Raw genomic sequence first — 19,847 nt, forward strand, 5'->3', positions numbered from 1 at the left:
CGCGCTCGCGGTATCCCGAAAGTCCACGTCCGGACGACGACGGCCACCCGGCCCGGGGGCAGGGTGGTTGTTATCGCGAACCAGCGGATCGCCACCGTTCGGAAAGGACGTCGATGCCCCATACGCAGCTCGCCGGGAGCCAGCCCGTGGTCCGGACCTGTCCGTTCAGCCCGCCCGGGGAATACCGGGAATTGCGCGAGCAGGATCCGGTCGCGCACGTCACCCTGCCGGACGGCATCGACGGCTGGTTGATCACGCGATACGCCGACGTGCGGGCCGTGCTGTCGGACCCGCGTTTCAGTTCACGGCGCCGCGGTGTCACCGGCAATCACCTTGGCTCGCAAGAGATTCCGCCGCCTCCGCCGGGCTGGTTCATCTTCATGGATGCGCCGGAGCACCCCCGCCTGCGCAAGATGCTCACCGGCCGGTTCACCGTGCGGCGCATGCGCGAGCTGGCGCCGGCGGTGGAGCGGATCGTCGCCGATCACCTGGACGCCATGGCGGCGGCCACCGGCCCGGTCGACCTCGTACAGGACTTCGCACTGCCGATTCCCTCGCTGGTCATCTGCGAGCTGCTCGGGGTGCCCTACGCCGATCGTGCTGAGTTCCAGCACAATTCGGCCACACTGCTGCGGCTCGGCGCACCCGCCGAGGAGGTGGCGCAGGCCCAGCTGGAACTGAACCAGCTCATCCACCGCCTCGCCGTCCAGAAGCGGACCGAGCCCGCCGACGACATCCTCAGCGCCCTGGTCGGGGACGGGGACCTCACCGATGAGGAGCTGGCGGGCATCGGCGTGCTGCTGTTGGTCGCAGGGCACGAGACGACGGCCAACATGATCGCCCTGAGCACCCTGTGCCTGCTGCGTGATCCCGCCCAGTTGGCCCTGCTGCGCGCCGAGCCCGAGCATGCCGACGCCGTGGTGGAGGAGCTGCTGCGCTTCCTGAGTGTCATCCAATTCGGTATTCGCCGAACGGCTTTGGCGGATGTCGAGGTGGGCGGGCAGCTGATCCCGGCGGGCAGCACGGTGGTGGCGCACCTGCCCGCGGCCAACCGCGACCCGGAGCTGTTCCCCGACGATCCGGAAAGCCTGGACCTGCTGCGCCCCCACCGGCCGCACGTGGCGTTCGGCTTCGGCATCCATCAGTGCATCGGCCAGCAGCTGGCCCGGCTGGAGCTGCGCATCGCACTGACCTCCCTGTTCGAACGCTTCCCGGAGCTGCGGCTCGCGGTGCCGCTCGAGGCGGTTCCGATGCGCGACGAGATGGTCGTCTACGGCGTCCACGAGCTGCCCGTGACCTGGTAGGAGAGGGGAGAATATGAAGATCCACATCGACCGGAACAGGTGCTGCGGCAGCGGTCTGTGTGTGGTGGCCGCGCCGGAGGTGTTCGACCAACGTGACGAGGACGGCACTGTCGTCCTGCTCGATCCCGGCCCGGCCGAGGAACTGCTGCCGCGAGTGCTCGACGCCGCCGCGCGCTGCCCGGCCCTGGCCATCCGGGTAGAGCGGTAGTGCCCGGCCCCGATCACCTTGTGGTGGTGGCTGCTTCGGCCGCCGGCCCGAGCGCGGACGAGGCCCTGCGGCGCGAGGGCTCCACCGGCACGCTCACCCTGATCGGCGACGAGGGTCTCGCCGATGCGTGCCGCGGGTAGGTACCTTGACGACGTGCGAATGATCGCCCGGCTGCGGTGCCGGCTGCGAGTCCGGCCGTGGGCGGCCGACCTCGCGGTCGCGATCGGATGCTTCCTGGTCGCCACACCGGTGGCCGCGAGCATGGCGTATCTGCGGCACAGCCCGATGGACCGGGCGGTCAGCGGGCTCGCGCTCACCTGCGTCCCGCTGCTGGTCCGCAGCCGGTGGCCGATCCCGGTGGTCGCCGCCACCGTGCTGGTGGAAGTCGCTCGCTATCTGGTGATTCCGTACTCCACACCGCCGCCAGCGGCCACCGCGGTCGCGCTCTTCACGGTGGCGAACCGGATGGATCGGCGCACCGCCTGGCTGGCCGGCGTGTGTGCCGCGGTGCCGCTGGTCGCCGCCATCCTCATTTCGCATCCGAGTCCGCCGGATCTGCCCCAGGCGCTGTCCCAGATCGCCTGGACCCTGCTCGGCGTCGCCGCCGGTGATGCGGTGCACAGCCATCGGAAGCTGCTGGCGGCGGCCCTCGAACGGGCCGAAACCGCCGAACTCGACCGGGAAGCGGAGGCCGCCCGCCGGGTCGCCGAGGAACGCCTGCGGATCGCCCAGGAGCTGCACGACGTGGTCGCCCACCACATCACGCTGGTGAACGCGCAGGCCAGTGTCGCGCACCATCTGATGCGCACCGATCCGGACCACGCCTACCAGGCGCTGGAACGCATTCGCGACACCAGCCGGACCGCCCTCGACGATCTCCGGGCGACCGTCGGGGTGCTGCGCGCGGAAGACGATTCGGGGCATCCGCGCGCCCCCTCACCGGGCCTCGGGGAACTGCCCGAGCTGGTGGAGTCCTTCCGGCACGCCGGGCTGGACGTCACCGTCGAGCGTTCCGGGGAGCCGTTCGAGCTGTCGTCGCTGACCGACCTCACCGCCTACCGAATCATTCAGGAGGCGTTGACCAATACCCACAAGCACGCCGGGGTGCGGACCGCACGCGTGCGGCTGGCCTATCGACCCGACCGGGTGCGGATCACCGTCGAGGACGACGGCCGCTGGCACGCGGCGACCGGCACCGGCTACGGGATGATCGGCATGCGGGAACGCGTGAAGGCCGTGGGCGGCACGCTCGATGCGGGCCCGGGCCCGCACGGTGGTTTCCGGGTGGACGCCGAACTGCCGCACCGCAACGGCCGAAAGGGCGGGTCATGACGATTCGGGTAGTCCTGGCCGACGACCAGGCGCTGCTGCGCGACACCTTCCGCATGCTCATCGACTCCACCGAGGACATGCGGGTGGTCGGCGAGGCCGCCACCGGCCGCGAAGCGGTCGAACTCGCCCGCGCCCACCGGGCCGACATCGTGCTGATGGACATTCGCATGCCCGAGCTGGACGGCCTGGCCGCGACCCGGCTGATCAGTGCGGACGAGGACCTCGCCGGCGTGAAGGTGCTGGTGCTCACCACCTTCGAGCACGAGGAGCACGTCGTGGAGGCCCTGCACGCCGGGGCGAGCGGATTCCTCGGCAAGGGCATGAACGCCGACGAACTGCTCGCCGCGATCCGCACGGTCGTCGCCGGCGACGCACTGCTGTCGCCCACCGCGACCAAGGCGCTGATCGGCCGCTTCCTGGCCCAGCCGGACCCGGCGCGCTGGGAGCCGCCGCCCGCACTGGCGGCGCTCACCCCGCGCGAACGCGAGGTGGTCACGCTGGTCGCGCTGGGCCTGTCCAACGACGAGATCGCCGAACGCCTCTTCGTCACCGCCCTCACCGCCAAGACCCACGTCAATCGCGCCATGGCCAAACTCGATGCGCGCGACCGGGCCCAGCTCGTCGTCATCGCCTACCGCACCGGCCTGGTCCGCCCCGACACTCCGAGCTGAACCGGGCGGCCTTCCGGGCGGTTACAGCCGAGGGTCGACCGGCTCGGTCTCCAGGGCCAGGATCGCGAACACCGCCTCGTGGACACGCCACAGCGGCTCCCGGGCCACGAAGCGGTCCAGGGCGTCCAGGCCCAGGGCGTACTCGCGCAGCGCCATGGAGCGCTTGCCGCCGAGGCCGCGGGAGCGCAGGCGGTGCAGCTGGCCGGGATGCAGGTACTCCGGGCCGTAGATGATCCGGAGGTATTCCGGGCCACGGCATTTCACGCCCGGCTGCACCGGCCGCCCGCTGCGGGTGCCGGTGCCGGACACCAGCGAGCCGAGCGGCTTCACCACCATGCCCTCGCCGCCGGCCGCGGTGAGCTCGGTCCACCAGGCCGTCGCGGCTGCCTCGGCCTCGGGGGAGGCGAGGTCGACCAGGCGGCGGCCGGTCGCGGTGAAGAACTCCGGGTCGGCGGCGACCAGGCGGTCGATGCGCTCCAGGTGCCAGTTGTGGTCGCGCACCGCGTAATTCGCGCCGGAGGCGGCCAGCAGCTGGAACGGGGCCAGGCGCACGCCGTCCAGGCCGTCGGTGGGCCAGCAGTAGCGGCCGTAGGCGGCAGTGAAGGCGTCGGCGTCGGTCCGGCGCGCGGCCGTGCGCGCGGCGAGATCGCCTGCGTCCAAACCCCGTTCGACCGCGGCTGCCAGCACCTCGGCGGCCCGGCCGAGCGAGGCCCGGGCCGCCGCGCCGACCGCGGCGTACTGGTTGCGCAGCAGCCCCAGCGCCTTGGCCGACCATGGCAGCAGTTCGGTGTCCAGCAGCAGCCAGTCGGTGCCCAGTTCCTGGAACAGCCCGGCGGTCTCGGCCGCCGCCCGTACCCGGGCCAGCAGCGATTCGGTGCGCGCCGGATCGTCGAAGAACGGGCGGCCGGTGCGGGTGTACATCGCGCCGGTGCTGCCGTCCTCGATGCCGAACCGGTCCCGCGCCGCCTCGGCCGACCGCGAAACCACCACGACCGCACGCGAACCCATGTGCTTCTCCTCGCACACCACGGTGTCCACGCCCTCGGAGCGGTAGTACTCGAAGGCCTGGGCCGGGTGCTCGAGATAGCCGTCCAGGGTGGAGGTGGCGCACGGCGACATGGTCGGCGGCAGGTACACCAGCCAGCGCGGGTCCACGGCGAAGCGGCTCATCACCTCGAGCGCGGCGCTCGCGGCGTCCTCCTGCACGGTGACCCGGCCGAGGTGGCGGGTCTCCACCACCCGCCGGCCCAGCACGTCGTCCAGGTCGAGCACGCCCGGATCCCGCTGCACCACCGCCTCGCCGGTGGCGAAGGTGGCGGCCGCGAGCGGGCGCACCGGCTCGAACCAGACCTGTTCGGCCGGTACCGACACCGGCTCCCGCTCCGGGTAGCGCAACGCGGTCAGGCGGCCGCCGAACACCGCGCCGGTATCCAGGCACAGGGTGTTGTTCACCCACACCAGTTCGGTCATCGGCGTGTGGCCGTAGAGCACCAGCGCCTTGCCGCGGTAGTCGTTGGCCCACGGGTACCGCACCGGCAGCCCGTATTCGTCGGTCTCGCCGGTGGATTCGCCGTACATGGCGAACTCGCGCACCCGGCCCGAGGTACGGCCCTGGTACTCCTCCTTCAGACCGGCGTGCGCGACCACCAGCTTGCCGCCGTCGAGTACATAGTGGCTGACCAGGCCGCGCATGAATTCCTGTGCGGTCTTGCGGAATTCGGCGTCTTCGGCTTCCAGCTGGACGAGCGACTCGGCCAGGCCGTGCGCCACCGTGACACGGCGGCCGTCGAGCGCGCGCACCAGCTTGAACTCGTGGTTTCCGGTGACGCACAGGGCGTTTCCGGATCCGGCCATGCCCATCACCAGCCGCAGCACGCCGGGGGTATCCGGCCCGCGATCCACCAGATCGCCGACGAACACCGCGGTGCGACCCTCGGGGTGCCGCGCGTCGACCGCCCGTCTCTCCGCGTCCCGGGCGATGACATAGCCGAGTTCGCCCAGCAGCGTCTCCAGCTCGCTCCGGCAGCCGTGCACATCACCGATCACATCGAAGGGCCCGGTGAGATCGGTCTTGTCGTTCCACAGGCGCTCGTCCGCGATGGTGGCGGCCTCGATCTCCTCGACGCCCCTCAGCACGTGCACCTTGCGGAAACCCTCGCGCTCCAGGAACTTCAGCGAGCGCCGCAGATCGCGCTGGTGGCGCCCCACCACATGCGGCCCCAGATCCGCGCGGTCCACCCGCAGCGCATTGCGCTGCACGCATACCGCTTCCGGCACGTCCAGCACGATCGCCACCGGCAGGACATCGTGCGCCCGCGCCAGCTCCACCAGCGCCTGCCTCGCCTTGGGCTGCACATTGGTGGCGTCGATGACGGTACGCAGCCCGCGTCGCAGGCGCACGCCCGCCACATGGTGCAGCAGCTCGAATGCCTCGGCCGTCACCGACTGATCGGCCTCGTCATCGCTCACCAGCCCCCGGTAGGCGTCCGACGAGAGCACCGCCGTCGACCGGAAGTGCTTGTGCGCGAACGTGGATTTCCCGGAGCCGCTGCTGCCGATCAACACGACCAGCGACAGCGCCGGAACCGACAGCTCTGCCATCACGCGACTCCTTTCTCATCGCCGTTCTTCCCATCCCGTTTGGTGAACACAGCCATCTGTGTCGACGCCCCCACTTCCGCATCCTCGGGCCCGATCGGCTCGAACCGCACGGCGTACCCGTACGTCCCACCGACCCGTTCCACCCAGTCCGCGAATTCTGCCCGGCTCCACTCGAATCGGTGATCCGAATGCCGGAATGCGCCCGCGTCGAGCCCGTCGTACCGCACGTTGTACTCGCTGTTCGGTGTGGTCACCACCACCGCGCCCGGAGCCGCCGCCCCGAACACCGCATGCTCCAGCGCCTTCAGCCGCGGCACGTCCACATGCTCGATCACCTCCATGAGCACCGCCGCGTCATAACCCCGCAAGGCGGCATCGGTATACGTCAGCGCGCCCTGCCGCAGCGTCACCCGCCGTGACTGCCACTCCGGCACCCGGCGCAGCCGCCGCGCAGCGATCTTCAACTCGCGCATCGACACATCGATCCCGACGATCTCCCCGAACGCCCGGTCCGCTACCAGCTCCAGCAGCAACGCCCCCTGCCCGCACCCGAGATCGAGCACCCGGCTCGCCCCTGCCTCCGACAGCGCTCGATGCACAGCAGCCCGCCGCAACACCGCCAGCGATGGCCCGCGTTCTCCGACCTCCGCGGCACCGGAAGCCTCCGCGCCCGGATCGGTCGCCGGGACCGGATCGCCGGTCCCACCGGAGGCCAGGCCGAGGTCGGTTGCCTGCGCTGATATCACTGTGCCCGCCCCGATGCGGGCGGCTCCGCTCGCCGAAGCGGGCTGACGCGCGGCATCCGAATTCTCGCCGGCCGGCGAACTCGCGGCCGCGAACTCCGTTGCGGTCGAGGAGACTTCGCGGCCGAGGTCCGGTGCGGACGACGTGGTCTCGATGCCGGCCCCCTCGTCGTCGAAATCGTGCTCGATCGCGCCGAGTTCCTCCGGGTCGGCGTCGTCCAGCTCGGCGAGGCGGGCGAGGGCGGCGCGGACCAGGGTGTGGCGGCGGGTCAGGTAGCGGCGCGTGATCCACTCGCGGTCCGGGTGGGTGGTGAGCCAGCCCTCGCCGAAGCGGAGGAGTTTGTCGACTTCGGCGGTGTCGAGCCAGTAGTGCTTGCCGCCGTCGAGGACGGGCAGCAGGACATAGAGGTGGGACAGCGCGTCGGCCAGGCGCAGTGTTCCGGTGAGTTCGAGTCGCAGGTAATGGGAATCGCCCCAGTCCGGAAAGGCCGGGTCCAGGGGGAGGGGAGTGGCCACGACGGTCCAGCCCAGGGGCGCGAAGACCCGCTCGGCGTACTCGGCCCCGCCCACGCAGGGGACGGCCGGGAGCTCGATGCGCAGCGGCAACGCAGTATCGGCCAGCTCGGGGCGCTGCTTGCAGCGGCCGTGCAGGGCGGTGCCGAACACCGTCGAAATGGCCACGGACACCAGCGAAGACGCCGCGTACGGGCGATCATTCACATACTGTCCCAGGCTGAATTCGGGGGTGCCCTTGGACTTTCCGCGCACCGCTCCGCCTCCCCGCACCAGCCGGACGGGATCGATCTCCAGCAGCAGCGCGGCCGTGCAGCGGTCGTCGCCCGCCTCCGGATAGAGGACGTGCGCGACACCGTAGGACTGCTCGAAAGTTTGTCTGCGCGAGGGATTCTTGTGCAGCAGGTACCCCAGATCGGAGGCCGCCCAGGCGGCACCCTCGGGTCGCGTACAAGAAATCGTCAACAGCATCCTGAGATGCTCCCGTAGGCCGAGAGCGCCCGCAAACACATTTCCGTCTCGACCTGCGCCGATATCAGCGACGGGCGCGGAACCCCTCAGTGTAGGGGGCTTGCCGGGCAATGCGATCGCGCTCACACTCGAAAACAGGTGTCCGGGGGAGGTTTTCGTGGGCGATCCGAGGGGCCGCGACGAAACGCCGGTCGGGCTCACCGTGATCGGAGAGCCGGGACCCGGGCGGGGAGCTGTGCGACAGGCGGTGGCGGCATGCACCGATTCGATTCGACCCGTCGGCGTGTTCACGCTGGATCGCTCGTGGCGGTCGCGGCGCTGGTCAGTGCCTGCGCGATCACCGGGGCACCACGGGCGGCGACGCCGCAAGTGGGGGCACTGGATCTCGGCGGCTACAGCGGGCGGCCGCTCGTCGCGCCGCGGGGGGCCGGGGAAACCTATGGGCGGCTGATGGAATCGGTGCGGATGGCGGACGCCGTCGTCGTGCCGCGCGCCGTCGATCCGGCCCTGGCGCAGACCTCGGCCATTCCGGTGCCGACACCGGAGGACGCCGTCGGTATCCTCGCCGACGCCACCCGCGCCACCCTGGCCGCACACGGCATGCTGGCCGGATTCAGCATCGGCGGCACCGACGATCCGACCGGCATCCCGGAGATCGGCACGGCCCGTTCGGTGCGCCTCACCGTCCTGCGCATGCGGGACAATATGGCGGCCATCGACGCGGCCCGCGAGATCGATGGGCGCGATTTCGACGTCAACCACGACAATGTCGTCGTACCGTTCGCCGAATACTTTGCGACACACGGTCATTGGCGCACCTATGTGCCGACGATGGCGGTCACCCTCGCGCACGGCCCGTTCGTGGTGACTTTGTTCGTCACCCATCCGGCCACGGATCGGGCGGCCCTGAAGAACCTGGCCGAGGCCACCTTCGACGCCGAACTGCCGAAGCTGGACGCCTTCACGCCGACACCGGCCGAGGAACTGTCCGCGCTCCCACTGGATCCCGGCGGCATGCTGAGCCGCCTGCTGCCCGCCGACCCCGGGAACTGGCCCTATCCCGAGCTCTTTCACGACGTGCAGCAACCCATCGCCGGTTGGGGCGGACACCGCAGCGCACGCGGCATCGTCTACGGCCCCGTCCTCGCCGATCTGTGGGTCAACAGGTCCGGCGCGGACGCTCGCATCCCGGTCGAGAGCATCGCCGTCACCGATTCGGCTCGGCTGCTGCGCTTCCCCGACGCAGTGGCCGCCCGGCACGCCCTGAACCGACTGTCCGAGCCCAGCGCCGACGGGTCCGTCGCGACCCCGCCGGACGGCGTCCCGGACGCGGTGTGCCTGCGGGTTCCCGGCTCGAATCCCGCAGCGCGCGAAGGCGAATACACCTGCCTGGTCCTGGACGGCCGCTACCTGGCGCAGGTCTCCGCCCCGACCGAGCAACTCGTCCACCGGATGGCCGCGGCACAGTACGCGCTGCTGGTCACCGATCGCTGACCACGCGAATCACCCGCAACCTGCTTTTGTTCACCCTCGGCCTGGTCGGCTGGACCCTGGCCGTGCCGCAATTGCGCCGGATGATCCTGGGCGCCGACCGCACCCTCGACGATCTGCGCCCGGCCGTCGCCGCGGCGGTGGAGACACTCTCGGCCGCGCCCTCCCCGGCGAAGACCGATCCCGGCGTGTAGGTTCGGCGCGGCGTCGCAATCCGTGCGGCAATCCGGACTGACGGACAGGAGCGGGAATGCGCTTGGTGGGCAAGGTCGGTGTGATCGGAGCGGTCGCGGCCGCCACGGTGCTGGCCGCGGGTTGCGGTAGCAGCAGTGACAACAAGGCGGCGTCGACCACCACGGCCAAGGTCACGACCAGCGCGGCCGCCGCCACCACGACCCAGAGCAAGGGCCGCGAGTGCACCGCCGACGACATCAAGGTCGACGGCGGCTTCGGCCAGGCTCCCAAGATCACCATCCCGGACGACTGCGACCCGCCCAAGCAGCTCATCGTCAAGGACCTGGTCGCGGGCAGCGGCCCCGCCGCCAAGGCCGGGGACGAGCTGACCATGAACTACACGCTGGTCACCTGGTCGGACAAGAAGGTCCTCGACAGTTCTTTCACCCGCGGCGAGCCCTTCGAGCTGCCGCTCGGCGCGGGCAAGGTCATCAAGGGCTGGGACCAGGGCCTGGTCGGCGTCCAGCAGGGCGCGCGCCGGCTGCTCATCGTCCCGCCGGACCTGGGCTACGGCGCGGGCGGCCGCGGCATGAAACCGTACGAGACGCTGGTCTTCGTCACCGACGCCGTCAAGGTCGGTAGCTGAGAGAACCCGCGGGCACCATCGCGACGCCGGTCGACCGACCGGCGTCGCGATGCCCCGTGGAGCGACCGGTTACACGGCCCGAGGGGCCGTCAACTAACCTGGTCGGGATGCGTTCGGGGGGAACCTAGACGTCAACCATGAACTACGAACAAGGAGCATGTCCGTGAAGAGCACCGTCGAGCAGCTGAGCCCGACTCGGGTCCGCATCAATGTCGAGGTGCCCTTCGAGGAGCTGAAGCCGGACTTCGATCGCGCGTACAAGGCTCTCGCGCAGCAGGTCCGGATCCCGGGCTTCCGTCCGGGCAAGGCGCCGGCCAAGCTTCTCGAGGCCCGTATCGGCCGCGGCGCCGTGCTGGAGCAGGTCGTCAACGACGTGCTGCCCAAGCGCTACAGCGAGGCTGTCATCGCCACCGAGGCCAAGGTCATCGGCCAGCCGGAAATCGAGATCACCAAGATCGAGGACGGAGAGGAGCTGGCCTTCACCGCCGAGGTCGACATCCGCCCGGAGATCACCCTGCCGGAGTTCTCCTCCATCGCCGTCTCGGTCGACCCGATCGAGATCACCGACGAGGACATCGACGAGCAGCTGCAGTCGCTGCGTCAGCGCTTCGGCACCCTGAAGTCGGTCGAGCGCGCCATCGAGAACGGTGACTTCGTCTCCATCGACCTGTCCGCCACCGTCGACGGCGAGACCGTCGAGGAGGCCTCCACCACCGGCCTGTCCCACGAGGTCGGCTCCGGCCAGCTCATCGAGGGCCTGGACGAGGCCCTGATCGGCCTGAAGGAGGGCGAGTCCAAGGACTTCACCTCCAAACTGGTCGCCGGTGAGCACGCCGACAAGGAAGCCGTCATCACCGTGACCGTACAGTCGGTCAAGGAGCGCGAGCTGCCCGAGGCCGACGACGAGTTCGCCCAGCTGGCAAGCGAATTCGACACCATCGACGAGCTGAAGGAAGACCTGAAGACCCGCGTCGAGCGCGTCAAGAAGGTCCAGCAGGCCGGCGAGATCCGCGACAAGGTGCTCGAGCAGCTGCTCGAGACCGTCGAGATCCCGCTGCCGGAGGGTGTCGTCAAGGCCGAGGTCGACGCCGTCGAGCACGACGCCGTCCACGGCTTCGACCACGACGAGGCCAAGCTGGCCGAGGCCCTCGAGGCCCAGGGCTCCTCCCTCGAGGAGTTCAAGAAGGACACCAAGGAAGCCGCCGAGAAGTCGGTCAAGACCCAGCTGCTGCTGGACGCGGTCGCCGAGGCCGAGAACACCCAGGTCGGCCAGGACGAGCTGTACGAGCGGATCATCTTCCAGGCGCAGCGCTACGGCATGTCGCCCGATCAGTTCATCCAGCAGATCCAGCAGGCCGGTCAGCTGGGCGCGGTCTTCGCCGACGTGCGCCGCGGCAAGGCTCTCGCCGGTGTCGTGGTCCAGGCCGCCGTCACCGACACCGCCGGCAACGTCGTGGACACCGCCGAGATGTTCGGCAACCCGGCCGCGGAGGCCGAGGAGGTTTCCGCCGAGGAGCTCGCCACCGTCGCCGACGCGACCGAGGCCGCCGAGGCCGAGGCCGAGTAATAGATGCCGACGCCCCGGTGTCCGGGGTCTCGGGTGACACCCCGAGAACCCCGGACGCGGGAACGTGAGGTGTTGACGTAAGTTTGCGCTGTGAGCGAAGCAGGGCGGTACCGGGAGTTCGGTGCCGCCCTGCTTCGTTAGGGTTTGTGTCAGCGAATCAGTAGGGGCTTGTTAACCGAGCCGTTGAGAGAGGGCAGGTATCCGTGACAATTCATCAGGCAGGGGTGCGCATGACATCCGCGACTGCTGGTCTGAACCTCAGTGATTCGGTGTACGAGCGCCTGCTGCGCGAGCGCATCATCTTCCTGGGCACTCAGGTCGACGACGACATCGCCAACAAGCTGTGCGCGCAGATCCTGCTGCTGTCGGCCGAGGACCCGACGAAGGACATCTCGCTGTACATCAACTCCCCGGGCGGTTCGGTGACGGCGGGCATGGCCATCTACGACACCATGCAGTTCGCCGAATGCGACGTCGCGACGTATGGCATGGGCCTGGCCGCCTCCATGGGCCAGTTCCTGCTCGCCGCCGGCGCCAAGGGCAAGCGGTACGCACTGCCGCACGCGCGGATCATGATGCACCAGCCCTCCGCCGGTCTGGGCGGTTCCGCCGCGGACATCGCCATCCAGGCCGAGCAGTTCGCCTACACCAAGCGGGAACTCAACGAGCTGCAGTCGCTGCACACCGGCAAGTCCGTCGAGCAGGTGACCGCCGACGCCGACCGCGACCGCTGGTTCACGGCCGCCGAGGCGCTCGACTACGGGTTCATCGACCACGTGATCACCCACGCGAGCCAGGCGAACGGCAGCAGCAGCAAATAGTTCCGCAGCCCATCACACAGACTTTGGAGTGACGCGTATGTCCAACATGATCGATCCGCGGGCCGCGGGCATCACCTTCGCTGCCGCCGGTAACCTGCCTCAGTCGCGCTACATCCTGCCGCAGTTCACCGAGCAGACCAGCTTCGGCCAGAAGGTCTCGGACCCGTACAACAAGCTCTTCGAGGAGCGGATCATCTTCCTGGGCAACCAGGTTGACGATGTCTCGGCCAACGACATCATGGCCCAGCTGCTGGTGCTCGAGTCGATGGACCCGGACCGCGACATCACCATGTACATCAACTCGCCCGGTGGTTCCTTCACCGCGCTGATGGCCATCTACGACACCATGCAGTACGTGCGCGCCGACGTCGCCACCGTCTGCCTGGGCCAGGCCGCCTCGGCCGCGGCCGTGCTGCTCGCCGCCGGCGCCCCCGGCAAGCGTGCCGCGCTGCCCAACGCCCGCGTCCTGATCCACCAGCCGTCCACCTCGGGCGGCATCCAGGGCCAGGTCTCCGACCTCGAGATCCAGGCCGCCGAGATCGAGCGCATGCGTCGCCTCATGGAGACCACGCTGGCGCGCCACACCGGCAAGGACGCGGACACCATCCGCAAGGACACCGACCGGGACAAGATCCTGACCGCCGACGAGGCGCAGGAGTACGGCATCGTCGACCAGGTTTTCCAGTACCGCAAGCTCAGCGCCCAGAAGTGAGCTGGGCGGGTGGCGGGGTTCTGTGTGTCCCAGGCGTCCCCGCCACCCCAGCAGGGGTGAGCCCACGCACATGTCCGGCGAGAAACGTGCCCAAGTTGTCGACCTCGGTCAGCCGAAGCGGGTACGGTCACTCTAGGGACCTTTGCTCGTGGTTGTCGGCTCTGCCTCTGCATCCAACACAGGTGCTTGTAACGCGCACCGTGGATACACACAGCCGAATTGCCGGATCCGCAAACTCAGGGGTCACGGCTTACGCTCGAAGAAGGCAGCTCGCCGGCAGCCGGGGACAGACGGTTGCACGCGGACAAGGAAGTAGGGACCCAGGAGATGGCGCGCATCGGTGATGGCGGCGATCTGTTGAAGTGCTCTTTCTGCGGAAAGAGCCAGAAGCAGGTCAAGAAGCTCATTGCGGGACCGGGGGTGTACATCTGCGACGAGTGCATCGACCTCTGCAATGAGATCATCGAGGAAGAGCTCGCCGAATCCAGCGAGGTCAAGCTCGACGAATTGCCCAAACCCGCGGAAATCCGGGATTTCCTGGAGCAGTACGTGATCGGGCAGGACGCCGCGAAACGAACCCTCGCAGTGGCGGTCTACAACCACTACAAGCGGATTCAGGCCGGCGACAAGGGCCGCGACTCCCGGGGCGAACCGGTCGAGCTGGCCAAGTCCAACATTCTCATGCTCGGCCCGACGGGCTGTGGCAAGACCTATCTGGCGCAGACGCTGGCCAAGATGCTGAACGTGCCGTTCGCCATCGCGGACGCCACCGCGCTCACCGAGGCCGGCTATGTCGGCGAGGATGTCGAGAACATCCTGCTGAAGCTGATCCAGGCCGCCGACTACGACGTGAAGCGCGCCGAGACCGGCATCATCTACATCGACGAGGTCGACAAGATCGCTCGCAAGTCGGAGAACCCGTCCATCACGCGTGACGTATCCGGTGAGGGCGTACAGCAGGCGCTGCTGAAGATCCTGGAGGGCACGCAGGCGTCGGTGCCGCCGCAGGGCGGCCGCAAGCACCCGCACCAGGAATTCATCCAGATCGACACCACCAATGTGCTGTTCATCGTGGCGGGTGCGTTCGCCGGTCTGGAGAAGATCGTCCAGGATCGAGTCGGCAAGCGCGGCATCGGTTTCGGCGCGGAGGTCCGGTCCAAGGCCGAGATCGACACCGCCGACCACTTCGCCGACGTGATGCCCGAGGATCTGATCAAGTTCGGTCTGATCCCCGAGTTCATCGGCCGCCTCCCCGTCGTCGCCTCGGTCACCAACTTGGACAAGGACTCGCTGGTCCGCATCCTCGGCGAGCCGAAGAACGCCCTGGTGAAGCAGTACGTGCGCCTGTTCGAAATGGACGGCGTGGATCTGGAGTTCACCCAGGACGCCCTGGAAGCCGTTGCGGATCAGGCGATCCTGCGCGGCACCGGCGCCCGCGGCCTGCGCGCCATCATGGAGGAGGTGCTCCTCCCGGTCATGTACGACATCCCCAGCCGCGACGATGTCGCCAAGGTGGTCGTCAATGCCGACACGGTGAACGACAACGTCCTCCCGACGATCGTCCCGCGCAAGCGCCAGGCCCAGGAGCGCCGCGAGAAGTCGGCCTGACCTGAACCCAATGACACCGGCTCCGCGAGAATCCCTCTCGCGGAGCCGGTTTCTTGCTGTCTGGGCGCCGGCGCTGTACGCGTGCATGCAGATTCGCATGCACGGTCGCCTTGCAGATTCGTTGATGTACCCGAGAAGCTATGAGAGACCGGTTGGTCGTGCTCGCGAAGGAGCGCGTGAGAGCGGGCTGGTCAGGCCGTTGCGGCACTGGAGTGGCTCGATCCGGAAGTCCCTTTGACGAGAGTCCTCGTACCGCGTATGCGGGAACCCCGTGACAACCTGACTGCGGACGACGCGGCCTCCGTAGCCGCTGCTGAAGCCTACGATTGTGTCCTTGTCACCGCTGATACGAGACTTGCGAATGCGCCAGGAATTCGCTGTCAAGTCCGGGTGATCGACCCCTGTTGATTGTCCTTGTGCCGTTGGAGTCGGTGACGGTCGGTGGAGCCGATCGCGCCCGTTGCGAGGATCACCGTTGATCCCCCGCGGTTCGCCGTTGAACCTTTACTCCGTTACTCCGTTACTCCAGAAATCGCTGTGGTCGGGTCACCTGTTACGACGGGGTGACGTCCCCGATTTCATCGGCATCGGGAAAGAGAATGTCGCGGCGGGTCAGCGGCGGGGGAATTTGAAGGTGAAGGGGGCGGGCTCGGGGACCGGGAAACGCTCGCGCGGAGCAACGATCAGAATGGCCAGGCCGAGGGCGGGCATGGCCAGTGCCGCCAGCAGTTCGAGGGTGAAGTTGAGTCCGGTCAGCGTCTCCGGGCGGTGGAAGGCGTGGTAGATGACATGTGGCACGCCGAAGACCAGCCACCCCAGCCCGGCGACGCGGGCGATGACACTGTCGCGGTAGTAGAGCGCGGCGCCGGAGATGGCGCCCAGGGCCAGGAAGAAGGCCCCCACGTCACCGGCCAGGTGATGGTTGTACGGACCGTCGGCGCGCACCCAGTGCAGGCCGAATCCGGGGAAGCTGGTGTAGAACGATTCGGGCGCCACGACGGCCCACAGGCCGGTGATCACCCCCGTGGCGGTGAGCACGCCGAGCATGATGAGCAGGGCGATCCAGCGCCGCCGGTTGATCTCCAGCCGCATGCTGACCCGCACCCCGTCACCGGTGCCGCGCAACGAGATCCGCACAGGCCCTCCCGCCCTCGCCGAATCACTGTGCTGACACCGTAATTCGGGGAGCGGGAGGGGACAACCCCGTGGGTCAGATCTGCTCCATCTTCATGTCGTCCGGACCCCAGTAGGCCTTCATGCTGATGATCTTGCCCTCGTCGTTCAGCTCCATCACGTCGATGGGCGAGAGGGTCATGCGGTGCCCGTTGGACACGGTGACGAGGGTGAAGGACGCCGCCACCTTGTTGCCCGCCACCTTGACGGTGTGCAGTTCGGTCTCGCGGTCGAGATTCTCCAGGGCCTTGTAGAGCTCGCCGATGGCCTCGTGGCCGCGGCGCTCCGGCGTCCCGATCGGATCCTCGATCACCGCGTCCTCGGCGTACAGGTCCACGATCGCCGACGTGGGCCCGGTGGCCACCAGCTTCACGTACTGCTCGACCACATCGCGGGGCTGCGCTGCCATGGATGACTCCCATCAAGAATTGAAACGTGTTCTATTGCGGAGCGTAACAGCCGGAACGTGCAGAAGAACCCCGCTGCCTCACCCTGTGGAACGGGCGGCGATCACATCGCCAGACGGTCCTCGCCGGTGTACACATTCATGGTTTCGCCGCGTAGGAAGCCGACCAGGGTGAGGCCGGCGTCGGCGGCGAGATCCACGGCCAGCGAGCTGGGGGCCGACACCGCGCCCATGACCGGGATGCCCGCCATGATGGCCTTCTGCACCAGCTCGAAGGAGGCGCGCCCGCTGACCATGAGGACGAGATCGTGTGCGGGGAGGCGGTTTTCGCGGATCGCCCAGCCGACCAGCTTGTCCACGGCATTGTGGCGGCCGATGTCCTCGCGCACGGCCAGCGCCTCGCCCTCGGGGGTGAACAGGCCCGCCGCGTGCAGCCCGCCGGTGGCGTCGAAAACCTGCTGGCGGGAGCGCAGTTCGTCGGGCAGCTTGGCGAGGGTGTGCACGTCGACGCGGGGTGAATCCGCGGGCATGGCGTGCCGGATCCGGGTGCGCACCTCGTCGAGGGCGGTCTTGCCGCACAATCCGCAGGAACTGTTGGTCAGGAAGGGCCTGGGCTGCACCGGGACCGGGGTCCGGAGCTGAATGTCCAGCACGTTGTAGGTGTTCTGCCCGTTCTCGTCGGTGCCGGCGCAGTAGCGGGCGCTGACGATGTCCTCGGCCGTGTCGATGATGCCCTCGGCGTACAGGAAGCCGTGCACGAGGTCGATATCCGCGCCGGGGGTGCGCATGGTGATCGTCAGCGACTGCCCGCCCGTGCGGATTTCGAGCGGTTCCTCCACGGCCAGGGTGTCGGGCCGGGTGACGGTGCCGCTGGGGGAGATGCGCAGGGTGCGGCGGCGCGCGGTGACCCTGCTCATGCGACCGTGTGGGTGTGGCGTTCCAGGCGGATGGTGACCGCCTTGGAGACGGGTGTATTGGAGCGCCGGGCGACGTGGTCCAGCGGAATCAGGGGGTTGGTCTCGGGGTAGTAGGCGGCGGCATTGCCGCGCGGGGTCGGGTAGGCGACCAAGCGGAAGCCGGTGACGCTGCGCTCGGTGCCGTCGTCGAACTCGGAGATGACATCCACCAGATCGTCCTCGGCGAAGCCGAGGGCGGCGATGTCCTCCGGATGGACCAGCACCACGCGCCGCCCGTTGTGGATGCCGCGGTAGCGGTCGTCCAGGCCGTAGATGGTGGTGTTGTACTGGTCGTGGCTGCGCAGGGTCTGCAGGATGAGCCGGCCCTCGGGGACCGGCAGCCAGTGCAGGTCGTTGACCGCGAAATTGGCCTTGCCGGTGGCGGTCCGGAATTCGCGGGCGTCGCGAGGCGGGTGTGGGAGCTGGAAGCCGTTGCGGCCGCGCACTCTCCGGTTGTAGTCGGTGCAGCCGGGTACCACCCGGGCGATGGCGTCGCGGATCTTGTCGTAGTCGCGCCGGAACTCGCTCCACGGCACGGAGTGTCCCGGACCGAACACGGCCTCGGCCAGCTCGCACACGATGGCGACCTCGCTGCGCAGCTGGTCGCTCACCGGGTCCAGTCGGCCGGTGGACAGGTGCACCATGGACATCGAGTCCTCGACCGAAACCTGCTGGCGCACACCGTCCTGCAGGTCCGTGTCGGTGCGGCCCAGGGTGGGCAGGATCAGGGCGGTGCGCCCGTGCACCACGTGGCTGCGGTTGAGTTTGGTCGACACCTGCACGGTCAGTGCGCAATTGCGCAGTGCGGCCTCGGTGACCTCGGTGTCGGGGGTGGCGGAGACGAAGTTGCCGCCCATGCCGAAGAACACCGTGCCGCGGCCGTCGCGCATGGCCCGGATGGCATTGACGGTGTCCCAGCCGTGTTCACGCGGGCTGATGATGCCGAATTCGCGGTCCAGGGCGTCGAGGAAGGCGTCGGGCATCTTCTCCCAGATGCCCATGGTGCGGTCGCCCTGGACGTTGGAGTGGCCGCGTACCGGGCACACGCCCGCGCCGGGCTTGCCGATCATGCCGCGCAGCAACAGCAGATTGGTGGCCTCCTCGATGGTGGCGACGCCGTGCACCTGCTGGGTGAGGCCCATGGCCCAGCAGACGATGGTGGCCTTCGATTCGGCCAGCAGCTTCGCGGTGCGGTCCAGGTCTGCGCGGCTGAGGCCGGTGGCCTGCTCGACGATGCCGAGATCGACCGCGCGCATGTGCTTTTCGTATTCGGCGAAGCTCGCGGTGTGCGTATCGACGAAGGCGCGGTCCACGACCGTGCCGGGCGCCCGGTCCTCGGCCTCGAACAGCAGCTTGGCCAGGCCCTGGAACAGGGCCATATCGCCGCCGAGGCGGATCTGCAGAAGATCGTCGGCGATGGTGATGCCGCCGGTGAAGCCCTTGACGGTCTGCGGGTCCTTGAAGCCGATGAGCCCGGTCTCCGGCAGCGGGTTGACCGCGATCACGGTGGCCCCGTGCGCCTTCGCCTCGCCGAGCGCGGACAGCATGCGCGGATGGTTGGTGCCGGGGTTCTGGCCGGCCACGATGATGAGGTCGGCCTTGGAGAAGTCGTCGATGGTGACCGAGCCCTTGCCGATGCCGATCGAGCCGGTGAGCGCGGTGCCCGAGGATTCGTGGCACATGTTGGAGCAGTCGGGCAGGTTGTTGGTGCCGAAGCTGCGGACCAGCAACTGGTAGAGGAACGCGGTCTCGTTGGCGGTGCGGCCGGAGGTGTAGAAGACGGCCTCGTCGGGGGAGTCCAGGCTGCGCAGGGTGCCGGCGATGAGGCGGTAGGCCTCGTCCCAGCCGATCGGGGAGTAGTGGGTGTCGCCCTCGCGCAGCACCATCGGGTGGGTGAGGCGGCCCTGTTGGCCGAGCCAGTAGCCGGACTTGCCGGCCAGGTCCTCGAGGGAGTGCTGGGCGAAGAACGCGGGGGTGACGGTGCGTAGGGTCGCCTCCTCGGCGACGGCCTTGGCGCCGTTCTCGCAGAACTCCGCGGGGCGACGCCGACCGGTCGGTTCCGGCCAGGCGCAGCCCGGACAGTCGAATCCGTGCCGTTGATTCACCCGCGCCAGCGTGCGCGCGGTGCGCACCACACCCATCTCCTCGACGGCGCGCTCCAGTGCGACGGTGACCGCCTTGACGCCCGCGGCCTCGGTCTTCGGTGCGGTGACGGTCAGCGCGGACTCGTCGATATCGCTCTTCGGCGCGGCACGATGCATGGTCCCGATTGTCCTCTCCGGCGCGGTGGGGCGTCCCAGTCGGTACCCGCATCGTAGGTCGCGAAACGCGCGAGCTTGCGGACTGGTCGGTCGCAGGTGTGAACGCGCGTGATCAGCACCGCGATAGACAGGGCGGCGGGGGCGTGGATGGCCTTACCATCGAACAAGCGAGGTCACGCCGAATGAAGA

17 protein-coding genes are annotated in these 19,847 nt (G+C 68.8%); 11 read left to right on the top strand and 6 right to left on the bottom strand.

Translation table 11 applies throughout. The features are described 5' to 3' along the window. The first annotated feature begins 113 nt into the window (after positions 1 to 113). The 4 genes from ACQP1O_RS07940 to ACQP1O_RS07955 all read left to right on the top strand — a co-directional run bounded on the left by ACQP1O_RS07940 (position 114) and on the right by ACQP1O_RS07955 (position 3,515). Positions 114 to 1,304 carry a cytochrome P450 gene (locus ACQP1O_RS07940; RefSeq protein ID WP_433565199.1) on the top strand — a complete coding sequence of 397 codons (1,191 nt, stop codon included), beginning with the start codon at positions 114 to 116 and terminating at the stop codon, positions 1,302 to 1,304. A 13-nt stretch (positions 1,305 to 1,317) separates the two neighbouring features. Continuing rightward, positions 1,318 to 1,512, top strand: a complete 195-nt coding sequence (locus tag ACQP1O_RS07945; RefSeq protein ID WP_433565200.1) for a ferredoxin — start codon at positions 1,318 to 1,320, stop codon at positions 1,510 to 1,512. Positions 1,513 to 1,671: 159 nt separating this feature from the next. After that, positions 1,672 to 2,844 (top strand): sensor histidine kinase, encoded by a 1,173-nt coding sequence (locus tag ACQP1O_RS07950; RefSeq protein ID WP_433567614.1) that lies wholly within the window; start codon positions 1,672 to 1,674, stop codon positions 2,842 to 2,844. After that, positions 2,841 to 3,515: a response regulator gene (locus ACQP1O_RS07955; protein ID WP_433565201.1), complete on the top strand. Its 675-nt coding sequence runs from the start codon at positions 2,841 to 2,843 to the stop codon at positions 3,513 to 3,515. Before ACQP1O_RS07950 ends, ACQP1O_RS07955 begins: the two co-directional genes overlap by 4 nt. A 21-nt stretch (positions 3,516 to 3,536) precedes the next feature. Here the strand turns inward: ACQP1O_RS07955 and ACQP1O_RS07960 are convergent, their stop codons facing one another. Together ACQP1O_RS07960 and ACQP1O_RS07965 are read right to left on the bottom strand one after the other, a co-directional pair. After that, a complete protein-coding gene (locus tag ACQP1O_RS07960) occupies positions 3,537 to 6,116 on the bottom strand; it encodes a polynucleotide kinase-phosphatase (RefSeq protein WP_433565202.1) in 2,580 nt (859 codons plus the stop codon). Continuing rightward, on the bottom strand, positions 6,116 to 7,843 hold the full coding sequence (locus tag ACQP1O_RS07965; protein ID WP_433565203.1) for a 3' terminal RNA ribose 2'-O-methyltransferase Hen1: 1,728 nt from the start codon (positions 7,841 to 7,843) through the stop codon (positions 6,116 to 6,118). Before ACQP1O_RS07965 ends, ACQP1O_RS07960 begins: the two co-directional genes overlap by 1 nt. Before the next feature lie 303 nt (positions 7,844 to 8,146). On the opposite strand from ACQP1O_RS07965, the gene ACQP1O_RS07970 reads away from it, so the two are divergent. The 7 genes from ACQP1O_RS07970 (at position 8,147) to clpX (ending at position 14,862) form a co-directional block, all read left to right on the top strand. Beyond that, positions 8,147 to 9,337 carry a DUF7373 family lipoprotein gene (locus tag ACQP1O_RS07970; protein ID WP_433565204.1) on the top strand — a complete coding sequence of 397 codons (1,191 nt, stop codon included), beginning with the start codon at positions 8,147 to 8,149 and terminating at the stop codon, positions 9,335 to 9,337. Positions 9,338 to 9,363: 26 nt separating this feature from the next. Then, on the top strand, positions 9,364 to 9,528 hold the full coding sequence (locus ACQP1O_RS07975; protein WP_433565205.1) for a hypothetical protein: 165 nt from the start codon (positions 9,364 to 9,366) through the stop codon (positions 9,526 to 9,528). 56 nt (positions 9,529 to 9,584) lie between these two features. Beyond that, on the top strand, positions 9,585 to 10,154 hold the full coding sequence (locus ACQP1O_RS07980) for an FKBP-type peptidyl-prolyl cis-trans isomerase (protein ID WP_433565206.1): 570 nt from the start codon (positions 9,585 to 9,587) through the stop codon (positions 10,152 to 10,154). Between the two features lie 163 nt (positions 10,155 to 10,317). After that, positions 10,318 to 11,721 carry a trigger factor gene (gene tig, locus ACQP1O_RS07985; protein ID WP_433565207.1) on the top strand — a complete coding sequence of 468 codons (1,404 nt, stop codon included), beginning with the start codon at positions 10,318 to 10,320 and terminating at the stop codon, positions 11,719 to 11,721. 230 nt (positions 11,722 to 11,951) lie between these two features. Continuing rightward, positions 11,952 to 12,542, top strand: a complete 591-nt coding sequence (locus tag ACQP1O_RS07990) for an ATP-dependent Clp protease proteolytic subunit (protein WP_402767297.1) — start codon at positions 11,952 to 11,954, stop codon at positions 12,540 to 12,542. A 37-nt stretch (positions 12,543 to 12,579) separates the two neighbouring features. Then, on the top strand, positions 12,580 to 13,254 hold the full coding sequence (locus ACQP1O_RS07995) for an ATP-dependent Clp protease proteolytic subunit (protein WP_354834779.1): 675 nt from the start codon (positions 12,580 to 12,582) through the stop codon (positions 13,252 to 13,254). Between the two features lie 327 nt (positions 13,255 to 13,581). Next, complete coding sequence (gene clpX, locus ACQP1O_RS08000; RefSeq protein WP_433565208.1) at positions 13,582 to 14,862, top strand: ATP-dependent Clp protease ATP-binding subunit ClpX; 1,281 nt, start codon at positions 13,582 to 13,584, stop codon at positions 14,860 to 14,862. A 612-nt stretch (positions 14,863 to 15,474) separates the two neighbouring features. On the opposite strand, the gene ACQP1O_RS08005 is transcribed toward clpX, so the two are convergent. From ACQP1O_RS08005 to ACQP1O_RS08020, 4 genes are all read right to left on the bottom strand, one after another. Beyond that, positions 15,475 to 15,999 (bottom strand): hypothetical protein, encoded by a 525-nt coding sequence (locus tag ACQP1O_RS08005; RefSeq protein WP_433565209.1) that lies wholly within the window; start codon positions 15,997 to 15,999, stop codon positions 15,475 to 15,477. A gap of 73 nt (positions 16,000 to 16,072) precedes the next feature. Beyond that, complete coding sequence (locus tag ACQP1O_RS08010) at positions 16,073 to 16,444, bottom strand: nuclear transport factor 2 family protein (RefSeq protein WP_433565210.1); 372 nt, start codon at positions 16,442 to 16,444, stop codon at positions 16,073 to 16,075. 101 nt (positions 16,445 to 16,545) lie between these two features. Then, positions 16,546 to 17,358, bottom strand: a complete 813-nt coding sequence (gene fdhD, locus ACQP1O_RS08015; protein ID WP_433565211.1) for a formate dehydrogenase accessory sulfurtransferase FdhD — start codon at positions 17,356 to 17,358, stop codon at positions 16,546 to 16,548. Continuing rightward, a complete protein-coding gene (locus ACQP1O_RS08020) occupies positions 17,355 to 19,658 on the bottom strand; it encodes an FdhF/YdeP family oxidoreductase (protein WP_433565212.1) in 2,304 nt (767 codons plus the stop codon). Before ACQP1O_RS08020 ends, fdhD begins: the two co-directional genes overlap by 4 nt. Positions 19,659 to 19,847: the final 189 nt, after the last annotated feature.

Source organism: Nocardia sp. CA-151230 (assembly GCF_050942175.1).
Lineage (GTDB): Bacteria > Actinomycetota > Actinomycetes > Mycobacteriales > Mycobacteriaceae > Nocardia.

Excerpts from the sequence above, each read along its gene's own strand:
- ACQP1O_RS07990 (WP_402767297.1), top strand. The coding sequence starts at position 11,952 with ATGACATCCGCGACTGCTGGTCTGAACCTCAGTGATTCGGTGTACGAG.
- ACQP1O_RS07960 (WP_433565202.1), bottom strand. The coding sequence starts at position 6,116 with ATGGCAGAGCTGTCGGTTCCGGCGCTGTCGCTGGTCGTGTTGATCGGC.
- ACQP1O_RS08020 (WP_433565212.1), bottom strand. The coding sequence starts at position 19,658 with ATGCATCGTGCCGCGCCGAAGAGCGATATCGACGAGTCCGCGCTGACC.
- fdhD (WP_433565211.1), bottom strand. The coding sequence starts at position 17,358 with ATGAGCAGGGTCACCGCGCGCCGCCGCACCCTGCGCATCTCCCCCAGC.
- clpX (WP_433565208.1), top strand. The coding sequence starts at position 13,582 with ATGGCGCGCATCGGTGATGGCGGCGATCTGTTGAAGTGCTCTTTCTGC.
- ACQP1O_RS08010 (WP_433565210.1), bottom strand. The coding sequence starts at position 16,444 with ATGGCAGCGCAGCCCCGCGATGTGGTCGAGCAGTACGTGAAGCTGGTG.
- ACQP1O_RS07950 (WP_433567614.1), top strand. The coding sequence starts at position 1,672 with ATGATCGCCCGGCTGCGGTGCCGGCTGCGAGTCCGGCCGTGGGCGGCC.
- ACQP1O_RS07945 (WP_433565200.1), top strand. The coding sequence starts at position 1,318 with ATGAAGATCCACATCGACCGGAACAGGTGCTGCGGCAGCGGTCTGTGT.
- ACQP1O_RS07965 (WP_433565203.1), bottom strand. The coding sequence starts at position 7,843 with ATGCTGTTGACGATTTCTTGTACGCGACCCGAGGGTGCCGCCTGGGCG.
- ACQP1O_RS07995 (WP_354834779.1), top strand. The coding sequence starts at position 12,580 with ATGTCCAACATGATCGATCCGCGGGCCGCGGGCATCACCTTCGCTGCC.
- ACQP1O_RS07940 (WP_433565199.1), top strand. The coding sequence starts at position 114 with ATGCCCCATACGCAGCTCGCCGGGAGCCAGCCCGTGGTCCGGACCTGT.
- ACQP1O_RS07955 (WP_433565201.1), top strand. The coding sequence starts at position 2,841 with ATGACGATTCGGGTAGTCCTGGCCGACGACCAGGCGCTGCTGCGCGAC.
- ACQP1O_RS07980 (WP_433565206.1), top strand. The coding sequence starts at position 9,585 with ATGCGCTTGGTGGGCAAGGTCGGTGTGATCGGAGCGGTCGCGGCCGCC.